Annotated in this window: 26 protein-coding genes; all 26 read left to right on the top strand. The window is 38.4% G+C overall.

Translation table 11 applies throughout. The features are described 5' to 3' along the window. Positions 1–180 precede the first annotated feature (180 nt). A complete protein-coding gene (efp, locus tag ACOEN1_RS09895; RefSeq protein WP_422486735.1) occupies positions 181–738 on the top strand; it encodes an elongation factor P in 558 nt (185 codons plus the stop codon). Positions 739–751: 13 nt separating this feature from the next. Beyond that, entirely contained in the window at positions 752–1,126 is a 375-nt protein-coding gene (locus tag ACOEN1_RS09890; protein ID WP_422486734.1) for a CD1247 N-terminal domain-containing protein, read from the top strand. Positions 1,127–1,238: 112 nt separating this feature from the next. Continuing rightward, complete coding sequence (locus tag ACOEN1_RS09885; protein WP_422486733.1) at positions 1,239–1,625, top strand: Asp23/Gls24 family envelope stress response protein; 387 nt, start codon at positions 1,239–1,241, stop codon at positions 1,623–1,625. 26 nt (positions 1,626–1,651) lie between these two features. Further along, positions 1,652–2,062, top strand: coding sequence for a transcription antitermination factor NusB (gene nusB, locus ACOEN1_RS09880; RefSeq protein WP_422486732.1), 411 nt, complete (start codon positions 1,652–1,654; stop codon positions 2,060–2,062). Next, entirely contained in the window at positions 2,055–2,996 is a 942-nt protein-coding gene (locus ACOEN1_RS09875; RefSeq protein WP_422486731.1) for a hypothetical protein, read from the top strand. The genes nusB and ACOEN1_RS09875 overlap by 8 nt, the downstream gene beginning before the upstream one ends. A gap of 2 nt (positions 2,997–2,998) precedes the next feature. Further along, positions 2,999–4,213 carry an exodeoxyribonuclease VII large subunit gene (xseA, locus tag ACOEN1_RS09870; RefSeq protein ID WP_422486730.1) on the top strand — a complete coding sequence of 405 codons (1,215 nt, stop codon included), beginning with the start codon at positions 2,999–3,001 and terminating at the stop codon, positions 4,211–4,213. Next, positions 4,200–4,454: an exodeoxyribonuclease VII small subunit gene (xseB, locus tag ACOEN1_RS09865; RefSeq protein WP_422486729.1), complete on the top strand. Its 255-nt coding sequence runs from the start codon at positions 4,200–4,202 to the stop codon at positions 4,452–4,454. The genes xseA and xseB overlap by 14 nt, the downstream gene beginning before the upstream one ends. Further along, the gene (locus tag ACOEN1_RS09860) at positions 4,441–5,295 is read left to right on the top strand and encodes a polyprenyl synthetase family protein (protein ID WP_422486728.1); all 855 of its coding nucleotides are present in this window, start codon (positions 4,441–4,443) and stop codon (positions 5,293–5,295) included. The genes xseB and ACOEN1_RS09860 overlap by 14 nt, the downstream gene beginning before the upstream one ends. Before the next feature lie 675 nt (positions 5,296–5,970). Next, positions 5,971–6,585 (top strand): hypothetical protein, encoded by a 615-nt coding sequence (locus tag ACOEN1_RS09855; RefSeq protein WP_422486727.1) that lies wholly within the window; start codon positions 5,971–5,973, stop codon positions 6,583–6,585. 1 nt (position 6,586) lies between these two features. Beyond that, positions 6,587–7,384: a TlyA family RNA methyltransferase gene (locus ACOEN1_RS09850; protein ID WP_422486726.1), complete on the top strand. Its 798-nt coding sequence runs from the start codon at positions 6,587–6,589 to the stop codon at positions 7,382–7,384. Positions 7,385–7,398: 14 nt separating this feature from the next. Beyond that, positions 7,399–9,075, top strand: coding sequence for a DNA repair protein RecN (gene recN / locus ACOEN1_RS09845; RefSeq protein WP_422486725.1), 1,677 nt, complete (start codon positions 7,399–7,401; stop codon positions 9,073–9,075). Positions 9,076–9,135: 60 nt separating this feature from the next. Further along, positions 9,136–9,669 carry an NUDIX hydrolase gene (locus tag ACOEN1_RS09840; protein ID WP_422486724.1) on the top strand — a complete coding sequence of 178 codons (534 nt, stop codon included), beginning with the start codon at positions 9,136–9,138 and terminating at the stop codon, positions 9,667–9,669. A 27-nt stretch (positions 9,670–9,696) separates the two neighbouring features. Next, complete coding sequence (locus ACOEN1_RS09835; protein WP_422486723.1) at positions 9,697–10,578, top strand: tyrosine-type recombinase/integrase; 882 nt, start codon at positions 9,697–9,699, stop codon at positions 10,576–10,578. 11 nt (positions 10,579–10,589) lie between these two features. Continuing rightward, positions 10,590–11,891, top strand: a complete 1,302-nt coding sequence (locus ACOEN1_RS09830; RefSeq protein WP_422486722.1) for a pyrimidine-nucleoside phosphorylase — start codon at positions 10,590–10,592, stop codon at positions 11,889–11,891. Positions 11,892–12,027: 136 nt separating this feature from the next. Then, a complete protein-coding gene (locus ACOEN1_RS09825; RefSeq protein WP_422486721.1) occupies positions 12,028–12,615 on the top strand; it encodes a site-2 protease family protein in 588 nt (195 codons plus the stop codon). Positions 12,616–12,624: 9 nt separating this feature from the next. Continuing rightward, a complete protein-coding gene (locus tag ACOEN1_RS09820; protein WP_422486720.1) occupies positions 12,625–13,356 on the top strand; it encodes a segregation and condensation protein A in 732 nt (243 codons plus the stop codon). Between the two features lie 18 nt (positions 13,357–13,374). Further along, entirely contained in the window at positions 13,375–13,896 is a 522-nt protein-coding gene (gene scpB, locus ACOEN1_RS09815) for an SMC-Scp complex subunit ScpB (RefSeq protein ID WP_422486719.1), read from the top strand. Between the two features lie 27 nt (positions 13,897–13,923). Then, a complete protein-coding gene (locus ACOEN1_RS09810; protein WP_422486736.1) occupies positions 13,924–14,634 on the top strand; it encodes a pseudouridine synthase in 711 nt (236 codons plus the stop codon). Positions 14,635–14,681: 47 nt separating this feature from the next. Continuing rightward, complete coding sequence (locus tag ACOEN1_RS09805) at positions 14,682–15,080, top strand: GNAT family N-acetyltransferase (RefSeq protein ID WP_422486718.1); 399 nt, start codon at positions 14,682–14,684, stop codon at positions 15,078–15,080. After that, on the top strand, positions 15,073–15,660 hold the full coding sequence (locus ACOEN1_RS09800; RefSeq protein ID WP_422486717.1) for a tRNA (mnm(5)s(2)U34)-methyltransferase: 588 nt from the start codon (positions 15,073–15,075) through the stop codon (positions 15,658–15,660). Before ACOEN1_RS09805 ends, ACOEN1_RS09800 begins: the two co-directional genes overlap by 8 nt. Next, positions 15,648–17,045: an oxaloacetate decarboxylase subunit alpha gene (locus tag ACOEN1_RS09795; protein WP_422486716.1), complete on the top strand. Its 1,398-nt coding sequence runs from the start codon at positions 15,648–15,650 to the stop codon at positions 17,043–17,045. The genes ACOEN1_RS09800 and ACOEN1_RS09795 overlap by 13 nt, the downstream gene beginning before the upstream one ends. Before the next feature lie 257 nt (positions 17,046–17,302). Next, the gene (locus ACOEN1_RS09790) at positions 17,303–17,503 is read left to right on the top strand and encodes a 4Fe-4S dicluster domain-containing protein (RefSeq protein ID WP_422486715.1); all 201 of its coding nucleotides are present in this window, start codon (positions 17,303–17,305) and stop codon (positions 17,501–17,503) included. A gap of 2 nt (positions 17,504–17,505) precedes the next feature. Beyond that, positions 17,506–18,642, top strand: coding sequence for a 2-oxoacid:acceptor oxidoreductase subunit alpha (locus tag ACOEN1_RS09785; protein WP_422486714.1), 1,137 nt, complete (start codon positions 17,506–17,508; stop codon positions 18,640–18,642). Beyond that, on the top strand, positions 18,635–19,456 hold the full coding sequence (locus ACOEN1_RS09780; RefSeq protein WP_422486713.1) for a 2-oxoacid:ferredoxin oxidoreductase subunit beta: 822 nt from the start codon (positions 18,635–18,637) through the stop codon (positions 19,454–19,456). The genes ACOEN1_RS09785 and ACOEN1_RS09780 overlap by 8 nt, the downstream gene beginning before the upstream one ends. A gap of 1 nt (position 19,457) precedes the next feature. Continuing rightward, on the top strand, positions 19,458–19,985 hold the full coding sequence (locus ACOEN1_RS09775) for a 2-oxoacid:acceptor oxidoreductase family protein (RefSeq protein WP_422486712.1): 528 nt from the start codon (positions 19,458–19,460) through the stop codon (positions 19,983–19,985). A 15-nt stretch (positions 19,986–20,000) separates the two neighbouring features. Beyond that, positions 20,001–20,867 (top strand): MurR/RpiR family transcriptional regulator, encoded by an 867-nt coding sequence (locus ACOEN1_RS09770; RefSeq protein WP_422486711.1) that lies wholly within the window; start codon positions 20,001–20,003, stop codon positions 20,865–20,867. The last annotated feature ends 28 nt before the right edge of the window (positions 20,868–20,895 follow it).

The following is a 20,895-nucleotide window of genomic DNA, read 5'->3' as shown; positions in this document are numbered from 1 at the left end:
CACCTCTTTTTTCATAAGATTATTGTGACATAATCAAAAGATAATTATAAGGTGACATTATCAAAAGATAAACACAGCAGACTAACTTTTAGCTTGTTACAGACATCTTATACTGATATAATAACTATTATACGGGGGATATTAATCTTTCAATAAGAAACATTGAACAGGAGGGAATAGATGATACAAGCGGGAGATTTTAGAAATGGAGTAACATTTGTAATGGATGGAAGTGTATTTCAAATAGTTGACTTCCAGCATGTCAAGCCTGGAAAGGGAGCTGCATTTGTTAGAACAAAGCTAAGAAATGTAATGAATGGCGGATTCAAGGAAGTTACATTCAATCCTTCAGAAAAATTTGAAAAGGCAATTATTGAAACCAAGGAAATGCAATATCTTTATTCTGATGGTGAACTATATTACTTTATGGACAATGAGACATATGAGCAGATTCCACTGGAGCGTGAATCTGTTGAGGAAGCAATACAATATCTGAGAGAGAATGATACAGCTACAATAAAATTCTATCAGGGTAAGGCTTTTGATGTTATGCCTCCAAACTTTGTTGAGCTTGAAGTAACAGAGACTGAGCCTGGAGTTAAGGGAGATACTGCACAGGGAGCCACTAAAGCTGCAGTATGTGAAACTGGTGTTACCATCTATGTTCCACTTTTTGTGAACACAGGTGATAAAATAAAAATAGACACAAGGACCGGAGAATATCTGTCCAGAGTTTAAAGGAGGGGTTAAAATGGAATTTTTATTTCAAAAGGTATCTTATCTAAAAGGTCTTGCAGACGGCCTGGGAATCGATGAATCCACCAAAGAAGGCAAGCTTCTATTGGCGATTGTTGAAACTATTGAGGAATTTGCAGAAGTAATGGAAGAAGTAGTCGAGGATCAGATTGATCTTGAAGAGTATGTTAACTTTATCGATGAGGACCTGGCTGACGTAGAAGATGACGTCTACGGAGATGAGGAAGACTTCTACTTTGACGAGGATTTTGATTTCGAAGATTTTGATGACTGTTGTGATGATGAAGGTTGCAATTGCTTTAAAGGTCATGACGAGGATAATGAATTATTCGAAGACGAAGACAGTGATGAAGATAGTGACGAGGAATAGTCAGATGCCTAAAGCTTAGCTTTAGGCTTTTTCTCTGGAATCAAGCCGTATTGTAAAGGGTATCCGGCTTTGATATAATGTATTATACGAATTATAACAGAGGGGTGTTAATATGACCGAAAAAGACCACATGGAATATATGGAAAATGGAAGCATACAGATTTCCAATGATGTTATTGCAACGATTGCAGGAACTGCTGCCATGGAAGTCGAAGGTGTAGTGGGAATGAGCAGTAACCTTGCAGGAGGTATTTCTGAGCTCTTGGGGAAAAAGAATCCTGGCAAGGGAGTAAAGGTGGATATTAGAGACAAGGAAGTCTCTGTTGAGATGCATCTCCTACTTGAATACGGAGCCAAGCTTAATGATGTTGGACTGAAGGTTCAGGAAGAGACAAAAAAAGCTATTGAAAACATGACAGACTTAAGCGTTAAGACAGTAAATGTTCATGTAGATGGAATCAGCAGAACTAAAAACGAGGAATCTGATTCTAGATTATAATCGAAATACATTTTAAGGAGTAAAAAATGGGAAGAAAACAAGCAAGAGAAGGAGCCATGCAGCTGTTGTTTCAGATGGACAGCAATGAGGATTTCACCAAAGAAAATCTTGAAATGTATCTGGAAAATTTTCCTTTTGACAAAGGTGAAACAGACTACATCGAAGCAGTCGTCAAAGGTGTATTGGAGAACAGGGAAGAAATTGACAACTCAATCCAGGAGAATCTTCAAGGATGGTTGCTGGATAGGATTGCCCGGGTGGATCTGGCAACTCTAAGGTTGGCAATATTTGAAATTAAACATATGAAAGATATTCCAATTGAGGTTTCAATCAACGAAGCTATTGAAATTGCAAAGAAGTACAGTACAGATGAGTCATATAAATATGTCAACGGAGTGCTTGGTGGATTTGTAAGGTCCATGAATAAGGATGAGTAATCTTTATCTGGGAATTGATACAAGCAATTACACCACTTCACTGGCAATTGTAGATCAAATGGGGAATATAATTGAAGACAAGAGAAAGGCTCTTTTTGTTGAGAGTGGCAAGAAGGGGCTCCGACAACAGGAGGCCCTGTTTCAGCATATAAAGAACCTGCCTGATCTTCTGGAAGAAATGTCGACGGATTTGACACTGATAAAAGCAATAGGAGCGAGTACCAGGCCAAGGACAATTGAAGGATCATACATGCCTGTATTCTTGGCAGGCGAAAATACTGGCAGGATTATTTCAAAATCCCTCCAGGTTCCTTTTAAGAGATTCTCACATCAGGAAGGACATATTGGGTGTTGCTTACTCGGCAATAAAGAGGAGGAGCCTTTTCTTTCATTGCATCTATCAGGAGGCACTACTGAAGTTGTATACACAAGAAATGAGGAAGAGAATCTTTTGACCCAGACTATTGGAGGAACACTTGATATCAGCATGGGGCAACTGATAGACAGAATAGGCGTGTATTTGGGAATGGATTTTCCATGTGGAGTGGAGCTTGACAGAATAGCCAGAAATGGAGAGAAGATTGTCAAGAAACTTCAGTATAGAACAAGAGATGGATGGATTAACTTATCAGGATACGAGAACCTCTTTAAGAAGCTTCTAGGTGATGGTAAATTTAGAAAAGAAGATGTTGTCTACACAATGTTTATGCATCTTGGAGATATAATTGGTGAACTGATAAGAGAAGGGTTAAAAGACTATCCAGTAAAGAAGATATATGTAGCGGGTGGAGTTTCTGCAAACTCTGTAATAAGAAAAAGTCTGGAAAATGGTATCAATGAGAAAGAAGTAGTTTTTCCTGAGAATACCTTGTCAACTGACAATGGTGTTGGTGTTGCATACCTTGCAGCCTGCAAAAAAGGATGGGAGGAATAACCATGAGACCACTAATGGTAAGTGAAGTAAATCAATACATAAAAAAGCTGATTTCCAGCGATATGCTTCTTAACTCAATTCAGATTGAGGGTGAGATATCCAATTATACTCACCATTATAGCGGGCATATGTATTTCAGCTTGAAGGATGAAAAAAGCCGAATCAGATGTGTAATGTTCAATAGTGATAATATCAATGTAAATTTCAGACCAAAGGATGGTGCAAAGGTAACTGTAACCGGCAGTATTTCTGTTTATGAAAAGGATGGAAGCTATCAGGTATATGTACGAAAGATGGAAAAACAGGGAATCGGTGATTTGTACAGGGCATTCAATCTTCTTAAGGATAAACTGGAAAAAGAAGGTCTCTTCGACTCTGAGTTTAAGAAAGACCTGCCAGCCTTTCCAATGACCATAGGTGTTGTGACATCATCTACAGGAGCGGCAATTAGGGATATAGTAAGCATCCTGAAGAGAAGATATCCTCCGATTAAAATCGTGGTGTATCCGGCGCTTGTACAGGGTGACGGAGCTCCATCAAATATCATAAAGGGTCTAAAGATGCTGGATGTCAGGGATGACATTGATCTTATAATAACAGGTCGTGGAGGAGGCTCCATGGAAGAACTGTTTGCATTCAATGATGAGAAACTTGCCAGATGCATCTTTGGCCTTAAGACTCCTCTTATATCAGCAGTTGGGCACGAATCAGATTTTACAATTGCTGACTTCGTAGCAGATGTAAGAGCTTCAACGCCTTCAGCAGCAGCAGAACTTGCAGTACCAGACAAGGAAAGTTTGCTGGAAGAGCTTAGAAGCATAGGATGGACTGTTGAAAGAATTATGGAAAGCTCACTGACGAATGAGCGAAGAACTCTTATTGCACACAACAGGACCTTGTCTTTTTTAAGTCCTGAGCAGAGAATTATGGACAGAAAAATTGATCTTGACAATGTTTTAAGAGGAATTCAACACAATATCGAAAAGAGGCTAATGAGGGAAGAGCGAAATCTTTTTGCATTGGAGAGCAGACTGCAGATTGCAAATCCTGAAGGTGTTCTGGCAAAGGGATACGGAATTATTACAGACCATAAGGGAAATGTCAGAAAAGGTGTTGCTGAGCTGAATAAAGATGAACGCCTTTATATCAGGATGATTGATGGTAGGGCGGATGTTGTGGTTATTGATACAAAGGAGGATAAGAATGGATACCAATAAACTTACATATGAAGAAGGAATGAAATTATTGCAGGAGTTACTTGAGGAACTTGAAAAGGAAGATCTCAAACTTGATGAGACCATTAAAAAGTTCAAAGAGGCAATGAAAGTCTATGACCATTGCAATGAAATCCTTACAAAAGCAGAAGGTGATGTTAAGATGATTCTTGACAAGGGTATGGGTGTAGAGGAAGTTGATTTCCCAGAAATGTTTGGGGAGGAACCTGATGACGAGTTTTAAAGACCTGAAGGAGTATCACGACCTGATTGATCATTATCTGGAGGAGACAATAAAATCTGGAAACAAGTATGAAAATCAACTTCATGAAGCAATGGAGTACTGTCTTTTTACTGGAGGAAAACGCTTAAGACCCCTACTGACATTGAAGACTTATGAAATGTATGACAGCTATATACATGATGCCATGCCATTTGCCATGGCCATTGAAATGATTCATACCTATTCCTTGATCCACGATGATCTTCCATCAATGGATAACGATGACTACAGAAGAGGAAAGCCTACTTGTCATAAAAAGTTTGGCGAGGCATTGGCGATACTTACTGGAGACGCCCTCTTGAATCTAGCATTTCAGACAATTTTTAAAACAGCTGTAGCGAGTAACAATAAAAGAGCGGCAAGGGCTGGCTATGAAATAGCAAAAGCATCTGGACATTCAGGAATGATAGGTGGTCAGGTTCTCGATGTAAGGGGTGAGGAAGTTGAAATGTCTGAAGACGAGCTGTTTCATATGTACAAGGGCAAGACAGCAGCATTGATTCAGGCAAGTATCCTGGCTGGTGCCATAGCAGGTGGCGCACCTGATGATGATGTGGCCGCTTTAAGATTATACGGAGAAAAACTGGGAATCGCCTATCAACTCCAGGATGATCTTCTGGATTATCAGGAAGACAGTGAAATCGACAAGAACACTTACCTTAGCTTTCATGGTGAAGATGAGACCAGAGAAAAGATTAATGAACTAAGCGATGAAGCTAATTCAATTCTTCATGAGCTTAAGCATCTCGACACTGAATTTTTTCAGAATCTTACAATGGAACTTATCCACAGGGAAGTCTAGAAATATTGATATTTAAGAAAAAGCATGATATAATCAGCTTAGTAAGTAGTGGTACAGTATTCTAGTCAGCACAACTATTCTTGAAGGCGGGGCTAAAAATCCGTCAAAGGGCATATCGATGAAGTTCTTTATGTGTGGCTTGCGACGCCCAGTCGTGGGTCTTCATAAGGAGTAAGAAGGATGGGGCGATCTGCAATGGCATGCAGGCGAGACCCTACCTTCGTGGAGACATTGCAGGGTGATAAATAGTACCCTGTAGTGATAAACCTGCAAGACATAAATTTTTAATTAAAAGTGCAGAGTAGCCTGCCTTGAGTGGAGTAGCGCGGATGGTAAGTTCGACTTGGCCTAACCAGGGCCCGGTTTTGCCAGGTTTTGTTATCGAAATCTAATCTGCAAAAGAGGCTAGGGAATAGACTGGCTGTTGAGGAAAACTCCTAGACTGTTCATTATGAGGTAATCGGAGGATTACAGTGCGGACTAAGTGGTAATCCAGTTCTACTTTTGGCAACAGGGTAGTGGAGAGAATAAAGGGAAACCGCTGAGCTGGCGACAGGCAGTTCTTTCCAGGGAAATCCTGCTGGACCTAAAGCCGTAAGATTTACTCAGATTACTACCACATTATTGGGCTGATAGCTAAGCTATCAGCTTTTTTATCTACATAGGGGGATAGGAATGGCTAAGAAGGATGATGAAAGTTTTTATTTAAAGTACAATATGAAATGGGTATTATTTATAACCTTCTGGACGTTTATGCTTGCTATCGGAATTTCTATAATTGCAGAAAATCTGGTGCAAAATCTTGATGTCCTTTTTGCGTTTTTAATACTACTTATCATTGTATTTACAGGTATTATATTTGATACAATTGGTATAGCAGTTACAGCTGCCAGTGAAAGGCCATTTCATGCAATGGCTGCCAACAAAATAGATGAAGCGAGAACTGCCATAAAACTTGTAAGAAACTCCAGCCAGGTAAGTAACTTTTGTAATGATGTTATTGGAGATATAAGTGGAATCATTTCAGGTGCCGTAGCAACGAGTATTGTATTTCGAATTGTCCTGATTTTTGGGATTGCAGATGGAACAATACTTACAATTCTTTTGACCGCTTTTACTGCTTCTCTTACAGTAGGTGGAAAGGGAATTGGAAAATCAATTGCAGAATATCACCACGAGCACATAATCTATCAGGTGGCTAGAATTGTCAATTTCGCCGAGAAACTTTTCAAGGTAGAGATTTTTAAAACTAAAAAGAAATCCAAGGACAGGAAGGACAAGGGGAAATAGAATGGAAAAGAAAAGGGCAGATGTCATTCTCTTTGAAAAGGGACTAGTTGAGTCAAGGGAAAAGGGAAAAAGAATTATAATGGAAGGTTCTGTTTATATTGGAGAAACCAGAGTTGATAAGCCTGGCGAAAAGTACTCAGACGATGTTGAAATCAAGATTAGAAGTAATCCGCTTAAGTATGTCAGTCGAGGAGGACTGAAGCTGGAAAAGGCAATGGATGAATTTGGACTGCAGCTTAGAGATTTTGTATGTATGGATATGGGTTCATCAACCGGTGGATTCACAGACTGCATGCTTAAGTCAGGTGCCAGCAAGGTCTATGCAGTGGATGTTGGTTATGGACAGCTCGATTGGAAACTTCGTAGCGATGAGCGGGTTGTGGTACATGAAAGAACAAATATAAGGCATATGGATACAGAGTCCATTCCTGACAAGATAGATTTTATATCAATTGATGTCAGCTTTATAAGTCTCAAACTTATACTTCCAGTTGCCCATAAACTCTTAAAGGATGGAGGGTCCGTTGTAGCTTTGGTTAAGCCTCAATTTGAAGCTGGAAGGGATAAGGTCGGGAAAAAAGGGATTGTAAGAGAAAAATCAACCCATAAAGAGGTAATTGAAAATGTTCTTGATTTTAGTGGAAAAATTGGATTCTATCCTCATGGACTCACCTTTTCACCTATAACGGGAACTACCGGGAATATTGAGTTTTTACTTCTCCTTAAGAAAGAGGAGACTCACATTGATGAAAACACAATAGACCAGGTTATCTACAAGGCACACGAAAACCTTAAATAGATGGAGGTAGGCTTATGCTCAAGGAGCTTAGGATTAGAAACTTCGCAATTATTGATAATCTGACAATTGATTTTACTGAGGGTCTGAATCTTCTTACAGGAGAGACTGGCTCCGGAAAATCCATAATCATTGAAGCACTCGAGATGGTTCTTGGCGGAAGGGCAAGTCGTGAAATGATACGATCTGGACAAGACAAGGCTGTTATCGAAGCTATGTTTTTTGTTGATAAAAATCTACAGAAGCAACTTTCAGAAATGGGATATGAAGAGAGTGATGTTCTTATCCTTACTAAAGAAATTTCAGAAGGCTATCCCAGTGTTTCAAGAATCAACGGCAGGCCATTGACTCTTAATGTATTAAAAACACTAACAGGTAGAATGGTAGACATATTTGGACAGCATGAACACCAGTCTCTACTTGATACTGGTAATCATATACTTATTATCGACTCCTTGATACCGGAAGAAGGAAAGATTTTGATTCGTACAATCAGAGAGGCTTATATAGATTACAGAGGACTTCAGAAAAAGCTTCAGGAGCTATCAGTATCCTCACAGGAAAGAGAGCGTGAACTGGATCTTTTAAAATTCCAGATTGATGAAATTGATGCTGCTGACTTGAAAGAAGATGATGAAGCTATTGAACAGCAATTCAAGAGACTTGATAATCTAAAGGACACCATTGCCCAGTCATATCAGGCATTGGCATTATTGAACGATGATTATGAGAGCCCAGCTGCAATTTCACTTATTGAAAAATCAATTGAAATGATTGGTCATTCTGGAAGGTATGATAGGATTCTTCAGGAACATGGGAACAGTCTTCAGGCAATCTTATATGAATTGCAGGAACTGTACCGTGGAATAAACGGCTATATCGAAAGCCTGGACATCGATGAAGAAGAGCTGTTTCTACTGAGAGAAAGACTTGACCTTGTCAATACACTCAAGAAAAAATATGGTTCATCTGTTGAACAGATATTATCCTACAGGGATGAAATAGAAGAGAGATATAACAGATTGATCAATATTGATAAAGAGCTTGAAAAACTTGAGGAAGATATACTTGCAACTAAAGAGATGCTTTTAGGTGACTCTGAAAACTTGAGTATTATTAGAAAAAAAGTGGCGGAAAAGCTTCAGAAGGATATGGAAAAGGAGCTTTTTGCCCTTAACATGGACAATGTAAGATTCAAGGTGGATTTCAATAGGACTAAGGAGCCAACTGACAGAGGGGTGGATAAGGTTGAATTTTTGATTTCAACAAATCCAGGTGAAGATTTAAAACCTCTTTCAAAAATCATATCAGGTGGAGAAATGTCAAGAATAATGTTGGCTTTCAAAGGTATCCTAGCAGATATGGACAATATGCCAACGCTTGTATTTGATGAGATCGACACAGGAATAAGTGGAAGGACCGCACAGGTTGTTGGAGAAAAAATCAGAAGGATATCAAAATCTCATCAGGTTATTTCAATTTCCCATCTTCCACAAATCGCAGCCCTTGCGGACACACATTTTGTCATAAGAAAAGCTTCAGACAAAAAAGGTACCATAACAAAGGTAGAGCGATTGCTTGAAGATGAGAGGGTAGATGAATTGGCAAGACTTCTTGGAGGTGTAGAAGTAACTGAAACCACAAGGAAACATGCAAATGAAATGCTCCAAATGTCAAATAGGATGAAGAAATAGCGTCTTTATGCTATAATCAATGTATATGTAATGCTAGTAATAATAATTAGGGGGATCTGTATGACTTACGAAGAGAAAACCATGAAATGTGACAGGATATATGAGGGCAAGATTTTAAATCTTAGAATAGACACCGTGGAACTTCCTGACAAGAAGTATTCAAAAAGAGAGATAGTTGAGCATCCAGGTGGAGTTGGAATTGTTGCATTGACTGAAGACAAGAAAATACTATTGGTAAGGCAGTACAGAAAAGCGACTGACAAAGTACTTTTGGAACTACCTGCAGGAAAACTTGAGGTTAATGAGGAACCAAAAGAAACTGCATATAGGGAATTGAAGGAAGAAACTGGCTATACAACTGAAAAATTGGAGTACCTTTTGGAGTTCTATACTTCACCGGGATTCAGCAGTGAGAAGCTGTATCTTTTCTATGGTGAAAATGTACAGCCGGGAGAACAGAAGCTAGAATCAGGTGAATTTATTGATGTTGAGAGCTATACCCTTGAAGAGGTTAAGAAACTCCTTAGAAGAGGAGAGATAATGGATGCAAAAACCATTATTGGAATACAGGCTTTGATTAATCGATTTGCATAATAAATTTTGTTGTAAAGGGGATAGACTATGCTAAAAGGTATAATGGAAGAGTATACCAGATATATAGAGAAACAAAAAAAGCTTAGCAGGAACACGGTTGAAGCGTATACAAGCGATATAATAAAATTCAGAAATTTTATGAATGATTCAGGTATAAATAACGTAAATCATGTCAATAACACACACGTGATAAGATATCTGCTGCAGCTGCAAAGAGAAGGCAGATCTAATTCCACGATTTCAAGACATCTAGCAAGCATAAGATGTCTATTCGAGTATCTGATCAATCATAGTATCGTAAAAGAGGATCCTACTCTAAACCTGAAACCTCCTAAAAAGGATAAAAAAATTCCTCAGATTCTTACTGAGGATGAAATAACCAAGCTTATGAGCCTTCCTGATTTAAGCACTGCGAAAGGCTGCAGGGATCGAGCCTTGCTGGAGTTGTTATATTCCTCAGGATTGAGAGTATCTGAGATTAGTTCCCTTAAGATTGATGATGTACTGTTGTCCAAGGGTACAATAGTATTGTCTAAAGATGATGAAATTAGAAAAGTACCGGTTGGTTCAAAAGCAATTAACAGTATTGCATTCTACTTAAAAAACTATAGGGATGAGAATAATGTTGAGGCACCTCTGTTTGTGAATTACAATGGACAGAAACTTACAAGACAGGGACTTTGGAAAATAATTGGAACTTATGCTGACAAGATATCTGGGAGCAAAAGTATTACTCCTCAGATTTTAAGAAATTCATTTGCGGCACATATATTGAGTCATGGTGCAGATATCAAAACGGTTCAGGAAATTATGGGACATTCTGATATTGCATCCACTCAGGTATACACCATGACCGATCCAAAAGATACAACGGAGGAAGTCTACAAAAAGGCTCATCCAAGAGCATAGGAGGGTCAAAAATGAGAGCAGTAGATATAATTGAAAAGAAGAAACATGCAGAAATTCTTTCAAAGGAAGAAATTGAGTTTATGATTTCTGGATATACCAGGGATGAAATACCTGATTATCAGATGTCAGCATTCCTGATGACTGTTTATTTCAACGGAATGAAAGAAGATGAGATAGCATACCTAACTGAGAGTTTTGTAAATTCTGGTGAGCAAGTAGATCTGTCACCAATTGAAGGAATAAAGGTGGATAAACACTCAACCGGAGGAGTAGGAGACAAGATCAGTCTAATAGTACTTCCACTGGTAGCAGGAGCAGGAGTTCCTGTTGCCAAGATGAGCGGGAGAGGTCTTGGGCATACTGGTGGTACAATCGACAAGCTTGAGTCAATTGACGGATTTAAGATTGAATTGTCTTCGGAAGAGTTTATCAACAATGTTAACAAGTATAAAATGGCAATCGTAGGTCAGACTGCAAATCTTACACCTGCCGACAAGAAGATTTATGCCCTTAGGGATGTAACATCTACTATTGACAGTATTCCACTGATTGCAAGCTCAATAATGAGTAAAAAAATTGCCTCAGGTGCCGATGCCATAGTTCTTGATGTAAAGATGGGCTCAGGTGCTTTTATGAAGACGATTGAAGAAGCAGAAAAGCTTGCAAAGACCATGGTAGGAATAGGTAAGAGTTTGAACAGGGATACAGTAGCTGTAATTACAAACATGGATCAGCCCCTTGGAAACCAGGTTGGAAACAGCAATGAAGTAAAAGAGGCCATACAGGTTCTTGCTGGTAATGGTTCAGAGGATGAGACTACAATCGCTCTTACCATTGCTTCACATATGTGTGTGCTTGGAGGAGCCTTCGATGACTTTGATACGGCTTATAAGAATCTCAAGGAAACCATTGAATCGGGAAAAGCCATTGAAAAGCTTAAGGAATTAATTCTTATACAGGGAGGCAATCCCGAGGTTGTTGACAATACTGATCTTTTGCCAGGAGCAAAGAACTTTTATGATGTTCTTGCTGAAAAGGATGGATATGTTTTCGAAATAGATGCTGAAACAGTCGGGATAAGTGCAATGCTTCTTGGAGCTGGAAGAAGGACCAAAGAAGATAAGATCGATTATGGGGCAGGAATCACTCTGAGTAAGAAAATCGGTGATTCAGTTAAAAAAGGCGAAACAATCTGCACTTTAATGACAAATCTCGATGAGTATGACGAAGCTATTGAAAGAATCAAGGAAGCATATGTGATTTCCAATGAAAAACCAAAGACAAAACCATATATTTATAATATAATAAAGTGAGTTGGTCTATGATGCCTCGACAAGATAGAGTCGGGGTACATTGTTATTACGGAACAAATAATTCTATATCCAAATGAATTGGGTTAGGATTCTTTAATTCTGAATCTATTAAGAAATTTGAAAGTAGAGGACTTATATGGAATATATTATTAGTTTGCCAGGACTTCTCATAGCGATAATTTTTCACGAGCTGGCACATGGCCTTACTGCCTACTGGCTGGGAGACCCAACTGCAAAGAATGCCGGGAGACTAACGCTGAATCCCATCAAGCACATTGACCCGATGGGATTCATGTTTATGTTGATATTCAGGTTTGGATGGGCAAAAGCTGTACCCATTAATCCTAGTTACTTTAAGAATAGAAAAAGGGATACAATACTGGTTTCCATTGCAGGGGTAACCACCAACTTTGTAATTGCAGTAATAACTGGTGCAATATTGGTACATGCACCAATAAGAAATGAAATTGTCGCACAGATGCTTGTAATAACCCTTTGGTACAATATAATGCTGGGAGTGTTCAATCTTATGCCCTTCCCGCCACTTGACGGATCAAAGGTAGTTGCCAGTCTCTTACCTGTTAAGATTGAGTACTTGTTTTACAAGTACGAAAAGTATTTTTACCTGATTCTTATTTTCCTTATAGCAACCAGGGGAATACAAAGAATACTTGGACCACTGGTGGATTTTGTATACAGTCTTATAATTAATTTGTTAATATAGGAGCATGCCATGAGCTATAATGTGAGTGTTGAGGTTTTTGAAGGTCCAATGGACCTATTGTTGAATCTTATAGATAAAAATGAAATAGATATATATGATATTCCCATCAATACGGTTACAGACCAGTTTGTTTCACAATTGAGAAAATGGGAGGACATGAACCTTGAAGTAGCCAGCGACTTTATTATCATGGCCGCTACATTGATTGAAATAAAATCTAAAATGCTGCTTCCTAAAGAGGTAGTTCTGATTGATGGAGAGGAAGTTCATCTTGATCCAAGAGAAGAACTTGTAATGCGCCTGATCGAATACAAGTTGTACAAGGACATTTCAGCAAGCTTAAAATCATCAGAAGATGTATACAGCAAAGTATATTACAAGCCACAGGAAGATGTCAGTGACTTCAGGGATCCATTTGAGGAATTAAACGCAGTGCAACTTAAGGATCTTGTCGATACATTACAAAATATCCTTCAAAGGCATAGATACAACAATCCTCAGGAGAATTTCTTTGAGATCAGAAGAGAGGAAGTAAGCCTTGAAGAATGTACCAGGTATATAGAAGACCAGCTTAAAATCAACGGAAAAGTCAGATTCAGCGATATAATCACTGCACAAGCATCAAGATCAAGAATAATCGCTTACTTTTTATCATTACTGGAGCTAATGAGAACAAGATTCATATTTGTTAGACAAAATGACAGCTTTTCAGATTTGATTATTGAGATGAGAGGAATATAGTTCATGGACAAACGAGAGATGAAATCTATAATTGAAGGCTTGCTTTTTACTTTTGGAGAGCCTATTGAGTGCAATGAGGTAGCAAAGGTTCTTGGAGTTCCAAATAAGGAAGTCCTTTCAATTCTATTGGAAATGAAAGATGAGTTCGACTTTAACCGTCGAGGAATCCGAATCATAAGATTTAATAATTCTTTCCAATTGGGCACCAGACCTGAGCACCATGAGTGGATTAAGCAGATTGTTCAGGGAAGGAATACAAGATCATTGTCCAATGCAGCTTTGGAAACACTATCCATTGTCGCATATAAACAACCTGTCACAAAGGCTGATATTGATCATATAAGGGGAGTTAAAAGCGACAGAAGTCTGGAAACGCTTATTGGAAGACGCTTGGCAAAAGAAGTTGGCAAGTTGGATAAGCCTGGAAAACCAAACTTGTATGGTACTACAGATGAGTTTTTAAGATACTTTGGGCTTGAATCTTTAAAGGAACTGCCACCGATAGATGATTTTAGAATAGAAGAATTAGAAGAAGAATAGAGGAGTTTTGATATGAAGGATAAACCAATAAGATTACAAAAATTCATGGCCATGAGTGGTGTAGCTTCAAGAAGAGCATCAGAGGAGCTTATCAAGGAAGGCAAGGTTTCAGTAAACGGCAATATAGTCACTGAGATGGGTATTACAGTAATACCCGGCAAAGACAAGGTTAAGGTTGATGGGATGAACATTAAACCTGAAAGCAACAAGGTCTATGTAATCCTTAACAAGCCAGTGGGGATTGTTACAAGTGTAAAGGATGAAAAGGGTAGAACAGTCGTGACTGACCTGATTGAAGAGGTTGAAGAACGAATTTATCCTGTTGGTAGACTTGACGCAGATACAAGTGGTTTGGTTCTCCTGACCAACGATGGAGAGCTTGCATTTAAATTGACTCATCCAAGCAAAATGGTCTATAAGAGGTATATCGCAATTGTTGAAGGGTTACCAAACAAGGCAGAACTTGAAAGGTTGAGAAATGGTATTAAACTGGAGGGTAGAATGACTGCACCTGCCAAGGTAAAGATACTAAAAAACTTTGGAGAAGACTCCATTTTGGATATACAGATTCACGAAGGTAGAAATAGACAAGTAAAAAAAATGTGCGAAACAATAAACCATCCTGTTAAGAAGCTCAAGAGAATTTCCTTTGGAGAGATTGAACTCGGAGGTTTGGAATCAGGAAACTGGAGATACCTTAACGATGAAGAACTGGACTATATAAAATCTCTTAAATAATTAGTTGCGTTCAACAAAATTTATTACAAATATTAAGAGGTGAATCGATGCTTAGTTTCAAAGATGTTTCAGATATTGATATGATAAAAAAATTTCTTCACAAGAATGATATATGGGATAGATTCAGTCCAAAAGGTCTTTTTTTTGGAGCATTCAATGATGGAATTCTCTTTGGAACAACTCAGATTGTACTTGAAGATGGTAAGGCTTACGTGCAGTATATCTACCTGGATGAAGAGTATAGAGGTCAGGGTTTAGGGAATGCCATGGTAAGGTCCCTGTTAAACAAACTCGAAATGAATGGTTTCCATATGGTTTATTCAAAGGTTGAGAACGAATATCTTGAAAAAATTGGGTTTTCTATGGATCGGGGCGAATATTACTGTGATCTGAAAATGATGTTTTCAGGTGGTTGTTCATGCTGTGAGGATAATCATCATGGATGATAGATTGAATAATGCAACACAATTAGTAGAAACATTGATGAAAAGCTTCGTTGTGGAAGGTCAAACTTGTCTTGATGCAACTGCTGGAAATGGTATGGATACAGTAACTCTTGCCAACTTGGTTGGAGATTGTGGCTTAGTATACAGTTTTGACATTCAGAAAGAAGCAATAAAAAATACAGAAGAGCTTCTAATAAGGAAAAATCTAAGGCACAGGGTTAATTTAATTGAGGATAGCCATGTAGACATTCAGGAATACATTGGCCACAAGATTGATTTTGTGGTATATAATCTGGGTTATCTTCCTGGGGGAGACAAAGCTATAAGGACAGATTCTAGTACTACATCAAAAAGTATAAAGAATGCTTTAGAAATAATGGCTCCCGGTGCTATAATGTTAATAACTTCATATAGAGGTCATGAAGGTGGACTTCTGGAGTATGAAGCAGTAAAAAAAATTACAGAAGGACTTGATCAGAAAAAATACAATGTGTTTGAGTTTAAGTTTATAAATCAAAAGAACAATCCACCTGTTACTATAGGGGTGGAAGTCAGAGGAGGTAAAACATGGCAAAGGTAAAGTTTATGGAGACGGCATTAAGAGATGCTCATCAGTCGCTTATAGCAACCAGAATGACTACTGAAGAGATGCTTCCAATAGCTGAAAAATTGGACAAGGTAGGTTATTACGCATTGGAAGTCTGGGGTGGAGCTACTTTTGATTCTTGCCTTAGATTCTTGAACGAGGATCCATGGGAAAGACTAAGAGAACTTAGAAAGGTATTTAAGAACACCAAGCTGCAAATGCTTTTACGAGGGCAGAATATTTTAGGATACAAGCATTATCCGGATGATGTAGTAGAGGAATTTGTAAAAAAGGCAATAGAGAACGGGATAGATATTGTAAGAATATTTGATGCACTTAACGATTTAAGAAATCTAGAAACATCAATCAAGGCTGTAAAAAAATATGGTGGCCATGCCCAGGGAGCAATTTCCTATACAGTAAGTCCTGTTCACAATAACAAGTACTATGTGAACCTTGCAAGGGATATGGTCCAAATGGGAGTTGATTCCATATGTATCAAGGACATGTCAGGAATTCTACTTCCTTATGTGGCATATGATCTTGTAAAGGATTTAAAAGTTGCTGTTGAAGTTCCAATAGAAGTGCACTCTCACTTTACAAGCGGAATAGCAAATTTATCTTATCTTAAAGCAATTGAAGCAGGTGCTGATATTATAGATACTGCTATATCACCTCTTGGCAATGGAACCAGCCAGCCTGCAACGGAGCCTATGATTGCAGCATTGGAAGGTACTGAGTATTATCCAGACATTGATTTTGATCTGCTTCTTGAAGTTTCTGAGTACTTCAAGGGACTTAGGGACAAATACATGAAAGCTGGATTGCTGGATCCAAAGGTTCTGAATGTGGATGTCAATACACTAAAATACCAGGTACCCGGAGGTATGCTGTCAAACCTCGTATCCCAATTGAAAGCTCAAGGGAAAGAGGAGCTCTATGATGAGGTTTTGAAAGAGATTCCAAAAGTAAGGGAAGAATTGGGATTTCCACCACTTGTAACACCAATGAGTCAGATGGTAGGAACTACTGCTCTCTTCAATGTTATCACAGGTGAGAGATATAAAATGGTCCCAACAGAAACCAAGAATTATGTAAAAGGACTGTATGGTAGACCACCAAAGCCAATCTCAGATGAAATAAGAAAAAAAATAATCGGAGATGATGAGGTGTTTGAGGGAAGGCCTGCTGATATGCTGGAACCACAGTTGGATAATTATAGAAATGAAATCAGGGAATATATTGAACAGGATGAAGATGTTTTAAGTTATGCATTATTTCCACAAGTTGCTATACCATTTTTTAAGCAGCGTCTGGCAGCCAAGTATAAGATTGAAACAGATCTACTTGATCAGGAAAATCAAACACATCCGGTTTAAAAGTCAATTCAATGAATGAGTAAACAAATATAAAACAAGCCCAATTGACATATCATAGTCAAAAGGGCTTGTTTTTTTGTCTAATAGTGAGTATTACTAAAAAAAAAATGAATTCTAATGTCCATATATTCAATCGTTTGAAAGCAAACTTGCAAAAAATATTAGAAGATGGTAAATTATGAAATAAATCTTGCAAAACACTCATTACTTTGTTATTATTTAGTTAAGCAAACAAGTTACCTATAGGAGGGAAAAAGATGCCAGATAAGAAGGAAAAAATCGTTACCGTTGAAAAAGAATGGTGCAAGGGCTGTGGCATTTGCGTAGCATATTGTCCCAAAAGTGTTCTTGCTTTGAAAGATGGTAAAGTTGAGATTGTGGATCTGGAAGCATGCATAAAGTGTGGCCAATGTGAATTGCGTTGTCCGGATTATGCAATTTACTTAAGGGAGGAATAGTAATGACTGTAAAATTAATGCAGGGTAATGAAGCCTGCGTCGCCGGAGCACTTAAGGCTGGAATGAAGTTTTATGCAGGTTATCCTATTACACCTTCTACTGAAATTGCTGAATTATCAGCTGAAGGTTTACCAAAAGTAGGAGGAAAATTCATACAGATGGAAGATGAAATTGCTGGTATTGCAGCAACACTTGGAGGGTCATTGGCTGGTCTAAAATCCATGACTGCAACTTCAGGTCCGGGATTTAGTCTTAAGCAGGAAAACATCGGGTATGGCATAATAACTGAAACACCATGTGTAATAGTCAATGTTCAAAGAAGTGGCCCAAGTACTGGCCTTCCAACATCACCTGCTCAAGGAGACATAATGCAGGCTCGCTGGGGAACGCATGGCGACCATTCGATAATTGTACTTTATCCATCATCAGTAAAAGAAATTTACTACACGACAATACGAGCTTTTAATCTGGCTGAAAAATATAGAACACCTGTAATACTGCTATTGGATGAAATAATTGGTCACATGAGAGAAAAAATTGAAATACCTGAAAATGACGATGTTGAAATAATAGACAGAAAAAGACCTACTTCCTCACCCTCAGAATACAAGGCATTTAAAGTACAGGATGGAGACATTGTCCCTGAAATGGCTGCTTTTGGTGAAGGCTACAGATACCACGTAACTGGACTAGTTCACGATGAGACAGGATTTCCATCAGGCAATGAACTAGTTGCTGATAAACTTCTTAACAGACTAATTGATAAAATTGAGAATAATAAAGAAGATATAGTAACTTACGAGGAATACTTGTTGGATGATGCTGAAATAGCAATCGTTTCCTTTGGATCTATTGCCAGGTCTGCTAAAACTTCGGTTGATTCATTGAGGAGTCAAGGATATAAGGTTGGCCTATTCAGACCGATTACGATTTGGCCTTCAGCTGAGGAACAACTGAAAGAACTTGGTAAGAAAATGAAAAAGATATTCGTAGTTGAGTTGAATGCTGGCCAGTATTTCCTGGAAGTTGACCGAATTGCTGGAAAGCATACAAAGGTAAATAAATTTGGCAAAATTAATGGAGATATTATCACTCCTGAAGAAATTGTAGCAGTTGTGAAGGAGGATCAAAATGCCTAGTGAATTAGTAAACAAGTATTTTAGAACCGAGAATTTACCTCATATCTGGTGTCCTGGCTGCGGTAATGGAATTGTTACTAGGGCATTGGTAAAAGCTATTGACACACTTGGGCTTGATAAGGACAAGGTCTGTATTGTATCGGGGATAGGTTGTTCATCAAGAGCACCTGGTTATTTGGACTTTAATACTCTTCATACTACTCACGGAAGAGCACTTGCATTTGCAACTGGTGTCAAGATGGCAAATCCTGAGCTTAAAGTTATTGTAGTTACTGGAGATGGAGACTCTTCAGCAATCGGAGGAAATCATCTTATACATGCTGCAAGAAGAAATATTGACATAACGACAATCGTCTTTAATAATAATACTTACGGAATGACTGGAGGACAGTTCTCACCAACAACACCGACTGGAGACAAGGGAACGACTGCTCCTTATGGAAGTGTGGACCCAAACTTTGATCTTTGCAATCTTGCAAAAGCAGCCGGAGCATCATATGTTGCAAGGGGTACAGTTTTTGCTGCGAATATGCTCGAAAAAAATATAATCTCAGGCATAGAGAACAAAGGATTCTCGTTTATTGAGGCTATGTCAACATGCCCAACCTACTACGGCAGAAAAAACAAAAAAGGTACTGCTGTTGATATGACAACTTATCTTAAGGAAAGCGCCATAAACAAAGTTGCCTGGGATAAACTGCCTGATGAGAAGAAGGAAGGGAAATTTGTAATTGGCGAGCTACACAATATAGAGAGACCAGAGTATACTGAAGAATACGACAAGCTTATCACATCTGTAAGGAGGGAGGGCTAATATGAAACGTTGGGAATTGAGGTTTTCAGGTGCCGGTGGTCAAGGTTTGATTACAGGGGGAATAATTCTAGCTGAGGCAGCCATTCTAGATGGTAAAAATGCCCTGCAGTCACAATCCTACGGACCAGAGGCAAGAGGTGGGGCCAGTAAGGCTGAAGTTATAATAAGTGATGAAGAAATTTCTTTTCCAAAGGTAGGACGTTGTGATTTGCTGTTATCATTGACACAACTTTCCTGTGATAAATATCTGGAAACGCTCAAGCCAGGAGGAATTCTTGTAATCGATGATTCAGTTGTGACGCCAGAAAGAGATGATATTCAAATTTTTAGCATCCCAATACTTTCAACAGCCACTACAAAGCTTGGCAAACCAATGGTGGCAAATATAGTTGCTCTAGGTGCAATTTATAGTATTACTAACATAGTTTCTCAGGAATCCCTGCAAAATGCTGTTCTTTCAAGGGTGCCAAAGGGAACTGAAGAATTGAACAAGTTAGCTCTAAAAGAGGGGTATGAACTTGTCAAGTAGAAAGGTTGTTGTCTGATGGTGCAAAATCAAAATGTAATACAGAATATTCAGGATAACTATTCTAGACTGAGCAAGGGTCAGAAGATTATTGCTGAATATATGATTAATCATTATGACAAGGCAGCATTTATGACTGCTGCAAGTCTTGGTATGAATCTGAACATAAGTGAATCAACAGTTGTTAGATTTGCCAATGCGCTGGGGTATTCGGGCTATAAGGAACTGCAAAGAGAACTTCAGGAGCTAATCAGAAATAAGCTTACTACGGTTCAGAGGTTGAACCTGTCTGAAGATTATTCAAAAACTCAGAATTCCATTGCAAAAGTAATGGAAAAGGATGTGGAGAATCTTAGAAAGACTCTTTCAGAAATTGATTTTGACAAGTTTTATAATGCAGTTGACATGACTTTAAAGGCTAAACAAATTTATATTATGGGTCTTAGGAGTTCTTCATTTTTATCTGGATACATGGCATTTTACATGAGCTTCATATTTGATAATGTAAGACTTGTACAGCCAGGAGCCAACGATATATTCGAGCAGCTTGCCAAGGTAAAGGAAGAGGATATTATTATATGTCTAACATATCCAAGGTATTCAAAGAGAACACTTGAAGCATTGGAGTATTCTAAAAATAAGGGTTGTAGAGTGATTAGTTTTACAGATAGTCTTATTTCACCTGCTTCGGACAATTCAGATATCAGTATTATTGCAAGAAGTGACATGTTATCATTCGTGGATTCACTGGTTGCTCCAATGAGTTTGATTAACGCATTTATAATTGCTTTGGGCAGCGAGAAGAAGGAAGATATTACTCCATATTTTGAAGAGTTGGAGCATGTTTGGAAAACTTACAGTATATACGATCAGAATAGTTTATAAACATAATTTGTAGCTTATTAAATCCGTT

This window comes from Gudongella sp. DL1XJH-153 (assembly GCF_049310905.1).
Classification (GTDB): domain Bacteria; phylum Bacillota; class Clostridia; order Tissierellales; family Tissierellaceae; genus Gudongella.
Note: the sequence above shows the minus strand (reverse complement) of the source record. Positions and strands in the feature narration are given on the sequence as shown.

Coding starts and splice junctions, on each gene's coding strand:
- ACOEN1_RS09860 (WP_422486728.1), top strand. CDS start 4,441: ATGACGAGTTTTAAAGACCTGAAGGAGTATCACGACCTGATTGATCAT.
- ACOEN1_RS09875 (WP_422486731.1), top strand. CDS start 2,055: ATGAGTAATCTTTATCTGGGAATTGATACAAGCAATTACACCACTTCA.
- ACOEN1_RS09825 (WP_422486721.1), top strand. CDS start 12,028: ATGGAATATATTATTAGTTTGCCAGGACTTCTCATAGCGATAATTTTT.
- ACOEN1_RS09780 (WP_422486713.1), top strand. CDS start 18,635: ATGCCTAGTGAATTAGTAAACAAGTATTTTAGAACCGAGAATTTACCT.
- ACOEN1_RS09885 (WP_422486733.1), top strand. CDS start 1,239: ATGACCGAAAAAGACCACATGGAATATATGGAAAATGGAAGCATACAG.
- efp (WP_422486735.1), top strand. CDS start 181: ATGATACAAGCGGGAGATTTTAGAAATGGAGTAACATTTGTAATGGAT.
- ACOEN1_RS09785 (WP_422486714.1), top strand. CDS start 17,506: ATGACTGTAAAATTAATGCAGGGTAATGAAGCCTGCGTCGCCGGAGCA.
- ACOEN1_RS09835 (WP_422486723.1), top strand. CDS start 9,697: ATGCTAAAAGGTATAATGGAAGAGTATACCAGATATATAGAGAAACAA.
- ACOEN1_RS09795 (WP_422486716.1), top strand. CDS start 15,648: ATGGCAAAGGTAAAGTTTATGGAGACGGCATTAAGAGATGCTCATCAG.
- xseB (WP_422486729.1), top strand. CDS start 4,200: ATGGATACCAATAAACTTACATATGAAGAAGGAATGAAATTATTGCAG.
- ACOEN1_RS09770 (WP_422486711.1), top strand. CDS start 20,001: ATGGTGCAAAATCAAAATGTAATACAGAATATTCAGGATAACTATTCT.
- ACOEN1_RS09850 (WP_422486726.1), top strand. CDS start 6,587: ATGGAAAAGAAAAGGGCAGATGTCATTCTCTTTGAAAAGGGACTAGTT.
- ACOEN1_RS09855 (WP_422486727.1), top strand. CDS start 5,971: ATGGCTAAGAAGGATGATGAAAGTTTTTATTTAAAGTACAATATGAAA.
- xseA (WP_422486730.1), top strand. CDS start 2,999: ATGAGACCACTAATGGTAAGTGAAGTAAATCAATACATAAAAAAGCTG.
- ACOEN1_RS09840 (WP_422486724.1), top strand. CDS start 9,136: ATGACTTACGAAGAGAAAACCATGAAATGTGACAGGATATATGAGGGC.
- scpB (WP_422486719.1), top strand. CDS start 13,375: ATGAAATCTATAATTGAAGGCTTGCTTTTTACTTTTGGAGAGCCTATT.
- ACOEN1_RS09775 (WP_422486712.1), top strand. CDS start 19,458: ATGAAACGTTGGGAATTGAGGTTTTCAGGTGCCGGTGGTCAAGGTTTG.
- ACOEN1_RS09820 (WP_422486720.1), top strand. CDS start 12,625: ATGAGCTATAATGTGAGTGTTGAGGTTTTTGAAGGTCCAATGGACCTA.
- nusB (WP_422486732.1), top strand. CDS start 1,652: ATGGGAAGAAAACAAGCAAGAGAAGGAGCCATGCAGCTGTTGTTTCAG.
- ACOEN1_RS09890 (WP_422486734.1), top strand. CDS start 752: ATGGAATTTTTATTTCAAAAGGTATCTTATCTAAAAGGTCTTGCAGAC.
- ACOEN1_RS09805 (WP_422486718.1), top strand. CDS start 14,682: ATGCTTAGTTTCAAAGATGTTTCAGATATTGATATGATAAAAAAATTT.
- ACOEN1_RS09790 (WP_422486715.1), top strand. CDS start 17,303: ATGCCAGATAAGAAGGAAAAAATCGTTACCGTTGAAAAAGAATGGTGC.
- ACOEN1_RS09800 (WP_422486717.1), top strand. CDS start 15,073: ATGGATGATAGATTGAATAATGCAACACAATTAGTAGAAACATTGATG.
- ACOEN1_RS09830 (WP_422486722.1), top strand. CDS start 10,590: ATGAGAGCAGTAGATATAATTGAAAAGAAGAAACATGCAGAAATTCTT.
- recN (WP_422486725.1), top strand. CDS start 7,399: ATGCTCAAGGAGCTTAGGATTAGAAACTTCGCAATTATTGATAATCTG.